Source organism: Rhodococcus chondri (assembly GCF_036327435.1).
Lineage (GTDB): Bacteria > Actinomycetota > Actinomycetes > Mycobacteriales > Mycobacteriaceae > Rhodococcus > Rhodococcus chondri.
In genome coordinates this window covers 1-4,610 of sequence record NZ_JAUZMZ010000260.1, presented here as the reverse complement: position 1 = coordinate 4,610, position 4,610 = coordinate 1, and the positions used below count along the sequence as shown (strand labels likewise).

Annotated in this window: 7 protein-coding genes, 1 tRNA gene and 1 pseudogene; 4 read left to right on the top strand and 5 right to left on the bottom strand. The window is 65.7% G+C overall.

Features of this window, described 5'->3' with window-relative positions:
- From Q8814_RS24555 to Q8814_RS24545, 3 genes are all read left to right on the top strand, one after another.
- The coding region (locus tag Q8814_RS24555; protein WP_330154576.1) for a DUF3052 family protein at nucleotides 1-161 on the top strand (161 nt) is incomplete at its 5' end.
- A 41-nt stretch (nucleotides 162-202) separates the two neighbouring features.
- On the top strand, nucleotides 203-667 hold the full coding sequence (locus tag Q8814_RS24550; RefSeq protein WP_330154575.1) for a peroxiredoxin: 465 nt from the start codon (nucleotides 203-205) through the stop codon (nucleotides 665-667).
- Between the two features lie 33 nt (nucleotides 668-700).
- Nucleotides 701-772 (top strand) — tRNA-Val (locus tag Q8814_RS24545).
- 97 nt (nucleotides 773-869) lie between these two features.
- Here the strand turns inward: Q8814_RS24545 and Q8814_RS24540 are convergent.
- Entirely contained in the window at nucleotides 870-1,595 is a 726-nt protein-coding gene (locus tag Q8814_RS24540) for a tyrosine-type recombinase/integrase (protein WP_330154574.1), read from the bottom strand.
- A gap of 336 nt (nucleotides 1,596-1,931) precedes the next feature.
- On the opposite strand from Q8814_RS24540, the gene Q8814_RS24535 reads away from it, so the two are divergent.
- The gene (locus tag Q8814_RS24535; RefSeq protein ID WP_330154573.1) at nucleotides 1,932-2,291 is read left to right on the top strand and encodes a DUF305 domain-containing protein; all 360 of its coding nucleotides are present in this window, start codon (nucleotides 1,932-1,934) and stop codon (nucleotides 2,289-2,291) included.
- A 78-nt stretch (nucleotides 2,292-2,369) separates the two neighbouring features.
- On the opposite strand, the gene Q8814_RS24530 is transcribed toward Q8814_RS24535, so the two are convergent.
- The 4 genes and pseudogenes from Q8814_RS24530 to Q8814_RS24515 form a co-directional block, all read right to left on the bottom strand.
- Nucleotides 2,370-3,170, bottom strand: coding sequence for a DUF5602 domain-containing protein (locus Q8814_RS24530; protein ID WP_330154572.1), 801 nt, complete (start codon nucleotides 3,168-3,170; stop codon nucleotides 2,370-2,372).
- Nucleotides 3,171-3,541: 371 nt separating this feature from the next.
- Nucleotides 3,542-3,805, bottom strand: coding sequence for a hypothetical protein (locus Q8814_RS24525; protein WP_330154571.1), 264 nt, complete (start codon nucleotides 3,803-3,805; stop codon nucleotides 3,542-3,544).
- A gap of 140 nt (nucleotides 3,806-3,945) precedes the next feature.
- Nucleotides 3,946-4,305, bottom strand: a complete 360-nt coding sequence (locus tag Q8814_RS24520; RefSeq protein WP_330154570.1) for a DUF5655 domain-containing protein — start codon at nucleotides 4,303-4,305, stop codon at nucleotides 3,946-3,948.
- A 38-nt stretch (nucleotides 4,306-4,343) separates the two neighbouring features.
- Nucleotides 4,344-4,610: pseudogene (locus Q8814_RS24515) on the bottom strand (SURF1 family protein); the annotation flags it as partial.

The following is a 4,610-nucleotide window of genomic DNA, read 5'->3' as shown; positions in this document are numbered from 1 at the left end:
GGGTGTTGACGCCGAAGACCGGTCGCCCCGAGCACGTCGAGCCCAGCGAGATCGCCGAATCGGCGACCACCGCCGGTCTGACCCAGACCCTGGCCGCCAACCTCGGCGACTGGACCGGCAGTTGCCTCGTCCAGCCGAAGAGCGGCCGTCCTCGCCGCTGAGTCGGCTCCCCACTCTCGGACAGCAAAGGACACACCATCCGATGGCGATAGCAGTCGGCGCCGAGGCGCCCGATTTCACGTTGAAGGACCAGAACAACCAGAAAGTGAGCCTGTCGAGCTTCCGCGGCAACAAGAACGTGCTGCTGGTGTTCTATCCGCTCGCATTCACCGGCGTCTGCCAGGGCGAACTGTGCGCGGTCCGCGACGACCTGCCCACGTACGAAAACGACGACACCGCCATCCTGGCGGTCTCGGTGGGCCCGTCGCCGACGCACAAGATCTGGTCGGCGGAGCAGGGCTACACCTTCCCGCTGCTGTCGGATTTCTGGCCGCACGGTGAGGTCGCCCAGGCCTACGGGGTGTTCAACGAGAAGCTCGGCTTCGCCAACCGCGGCACGTTCGTCATCGACAAGACCGGCATCGTCCGGTTCGCCGAGGAAAACCAGCCCGGCGAGCCCCGTGACCAGGGCGCTTGGGTGAGGGCGCTGGCCGCGCTAAAGTCCTGAGGCGGGCTCGGCGGTGAATGCCGCCGAGTATCCGGGCGTGTAGCTCAGTGGTAGAGCTCTGGTTTTACACACCAGCGGTCGGGGGTTCGAAACCCTCCGCGCCCACAGTCGTTACAGCAGGTAGAGGGCACTTTCCGAGAAACCGGGAAGTGCCCTCTCTGCGTTCGTGGACACGTTGGACACAACACCGTCTCGAGCGGTGTCACGAACCGCCAGGTCGAGCGAGTTTGTCGAGCTGATCCGCGACCATCCCGAGGTCGTCGTCGAACAGGTGCCCGTACCGGTCGAGGGTGAGCGCAGCACTGGCGTGCCCGAGCATCCGTTGCAACGTCTTGATGTTCGCCCCGACTGTGATCGCCAGCGAGGCCGCAGTGTGTCGCAGCTCGTGCAGCGTGAGCCCTTCGGGAACACCCGATTCCTTCACCGCGGCATCACACCATCGACGACGGACGTTCCCGACGCGCATATGCCCGCCTCGGGGATCGGGGAACAGTAGATCGGCCGGCGCTTTGCCTTCGATCCGCTCCTCGAGAAGATCCGCGAGGAAGCGGGGGAGTGGTACGTCTCGTGCCTGGTTCGCCTTCGGGGACGACACCACGATCTTGCTGTTGACGACGGTCGCCGATCGGTGGATCCGCAGTCGTCGCTCGAGGTTCACGTCTGCGATTGTGAGCGCTGCGGCCTCACCGAACCGCAGTCCGCAGTACGCGAGGACGTAGACGAGCACGCTGTTGTTGCCCGCAGCTTCGGCGAGGAGATCGACTTGCTCGAAGCTGAGGTATCGCCGATCTTTGTGCTCGAGCTTGGGTAGGTCGAGTCCGTCCCAGGGGTTCGACACGATGCGGGAGTCTTGGACGGCCTGGTCGAGCACTTGGGATAGCACGAGCACGTTCGTGCGTGTCGTCGACGCCGACAGCTTCTCGGACATGCCCGCGACCCAGCTGCGAAGCCGCTCCCGTGTGACGTCGACGAGTGGTGTCTGCCCGAATCGGGGAGTACGTGCACATCGAGGCTCGACCGGTAGCGGGCCGCTGTGGACGCCGACAGGTTGACCTTGCTTGTCATCCACTTTTCGGCGACGTCACCGAGGAGGATTCGCCCGGCGGATAGTGCGACGTAGCTGCCGGTCATCTTCTCGACCTCGACCGTGGCGGCGAAGTCTTACGCCTGCCGTTTCGAGGTGAAGCCGCGTTTACGGGTGGTGGCTGCTGCTGCTGCAGCTGACCGGCACCGGTAACCGCTTCGTGGGCGGTGGCCCCGGCCGATGCGAGTGCAGGGCATGCTTGTCGGGAAGAAGTCCCTGGCCGCTGGTGCCGTGACGGTCGCGGCCGCGCTCACCCTGGCCGCCTGTGGCGACTCCGGGCAGAGCTGGGGGGCAGCGTGGGGTCAAACCACCATGTCTCCGGGTACCAGCATGCCGATGACGAGCCCGAACATGGCCATGTCCTCACCTGGGATGGGAATGCCCGGGCAGGAAATGCCGATGCAGTCCAGCGCCATGCCGGGCGGTGGCATGGGTGGGATGAGCGGAATGATGTCCGCCGCGGATATGGGGGCGCTTCGCAGCGCCCGGGGCGTCGAGGCGTCCCGCTTGTTCCTGACTCAGATGGTGGCAGCGAGATAGGCAGTGCCGGAGTACTCGTGCCCGACGCCGAGCCGGCCGTACCGCCAACAACGTTGCCGCCCCGATCGACGTCGATTCTCACGACTGCTGACGGAAGACCATGCCTTCCAGGGCGATGTCGAATTCTTGTGTGGCATAGTCGAATCGGACGGCGTAGACGGTCGGGTACCAGGCGGTGTGCTGGTACGCCTGCGGTTGCTTGACGTGTTCGCGGAGCGTCGGTTCGGTCAGTAGCCAAGCCCGCGTGAACATCGGTTCCATGAACGTGTAGTCCCCGTCCCAGGTCCCGTTGAGAAAGGTCTGCGTGAAGTCGTAGACCCCAGGGATCATGCCGGCGGTGGCGTCCATCCAGTGCACGCCCATGAACGGCGCCGCCATCAGCACGGCCAGAGGTCCCGGCGGGGTGACGTAGTCGCTGGGAATGTACTTCGCCTCCGGAAGGTGTGTGGCGCGAGCCCAGAAGTCCGGGGAAGCAGGATCGATCGCTTCGACCGCGGCCGTGTCGGTCATGTAGAAGTGCACGTCCACGTGGGGTCGGTCAAACAGGGTGCTCGGCCCGTGCCCGTGCGGGTTCCAATTGAGCATGACGTGGTCGAACACCGTTGCGGACGCCTCACCGGGAAGGTCGAGCACGGACGTGACGTCGCTGTGGGGCAACCCATCCAAGGCGGCCGAAGACATTCGGAGACCGACCGCGATCGGGTTGCCGTCCCGGTCCACGGTTGTGTACGTGCGTACCGTTCCCTCCCCGAGACTGCCTGTGGAGCCGAAAACCGTGCGGCGTTCCGGCGGCGCGGCGGTGGCGGCGCTGCACGCGGCCACCGACAGGCACGCGGCGAGCAGTAGCGCCACGGCGCGGGCAGATCGGTGATCTCGCATGAGGTGGCCCCTTCGACGAGCGTCTGTGACTCTCGTCAGTGTGAGTCCGGTGGCGAGTCTCCGACGACGTCACACGCGGGGGGATATCGAAATGTTGCTCTCTGTCTTCGCTTACCGGCGGCATCGGAACGGCTTACACGTCGGCGAAGCTGTGTGTGGTCCTCACCGCACGAGCCCTCGCGTTCCGGTCCGACGTCCGCAGTCGGGGACGGGGGACGTAGCGGCTACTCGGGACGCCACCGCTGCGCAGGTCGCCCGGATCGGAGAATGCCGGAGCAGCGGCCACCGTGCAGGGTCCTCGGAGTCCGGTGCCGACCCTCTCGTAAGTCTCGATCGACCCGAGGTCACCTGTGCGTTCAGTTGCCGACGCGTCAGGGAAGCGCAGGATCCGAGTTGCCCGGATTTGCCAGATCGTGAATTTCCCGCCCGTACCCCGGGCCGTCGCCGTCGCGCGCCTGTCCCTTGACGTAGTCACCTCGGCTGGTTCCGCCCGGGTAGCAATTGCTCGCGTTGCACTCCTTGACCTCTTGCCCCCAATTGTCTTGGCCGGGGGCCGCAGCGGCGGTCGGGGCAACCAACAGCAGCGAGATACCCATCAAGGCGCCGCCCGCAAGCATCCGGAATTGTTTCGTCATGTTCTTCTCTTTTCGAGAGTGATCGTCGTCCTCACCCCGACATGAAGAGCGCTCGCCGACAACGGTACGCCCGCACCGAAGCGTGGCAACAGAAAATGCGGCACCCGGAGCCGGACCCGACGGGACCGATGCGGACCGGATCACCCGAGTCCGGGGCCGACCCTCTCGTAGGCCTCGATCAGCATCGACTTCACCTGAGCGTCCAGTTCGTCTGCGGACGCGATGCTCAACCTGTGCGTCGTCACCGTCTCGTTGGTCGGGAATGCCTCGCGCAGCGCGCGATGGTGGATCCGGCGCGGCAGATCGATCGCCACCTCGAGCCGTGAGGCGTACACGAACGCGGCGGCGAACACTCGGGTGCGCGCCCAGGAGATCTCCGACCGGTGAACACGCTCGTGGACGTCGTCGCCCAATGCGAGCACCAGCTTCCGGAAGCGGAGAAACACGTCGACGGCGGCGGGCTCCTTGTCTGCCAGATACTCGTCGACGGTCGAGTACATCGGTGACTCCTCGAATCGTGGGGTACTGCCCGGCGTGATCACCGTGACCGCCCGTAGCGGTCGGCGAGCTTGTCGCTGGGGGTGTGCGACGGCGCGGGCTGCGCCTTCGTGTCATCCTCGACCGGGTGCTCGGTCTCCGACTTCGCCTTGCGCCGCTCCCGGAGTTCGGCCCACAGGAAATATCCGAGACCCAACGGTGCCATGATCCCGAACGCGAGCCACTGCAACCCGTACGACAGGTACGGGCCGGCGTCGAGCTGGGGCAGCGGAATGGTGCCGAAACCACCCGGCTGATCGGCGTCGAG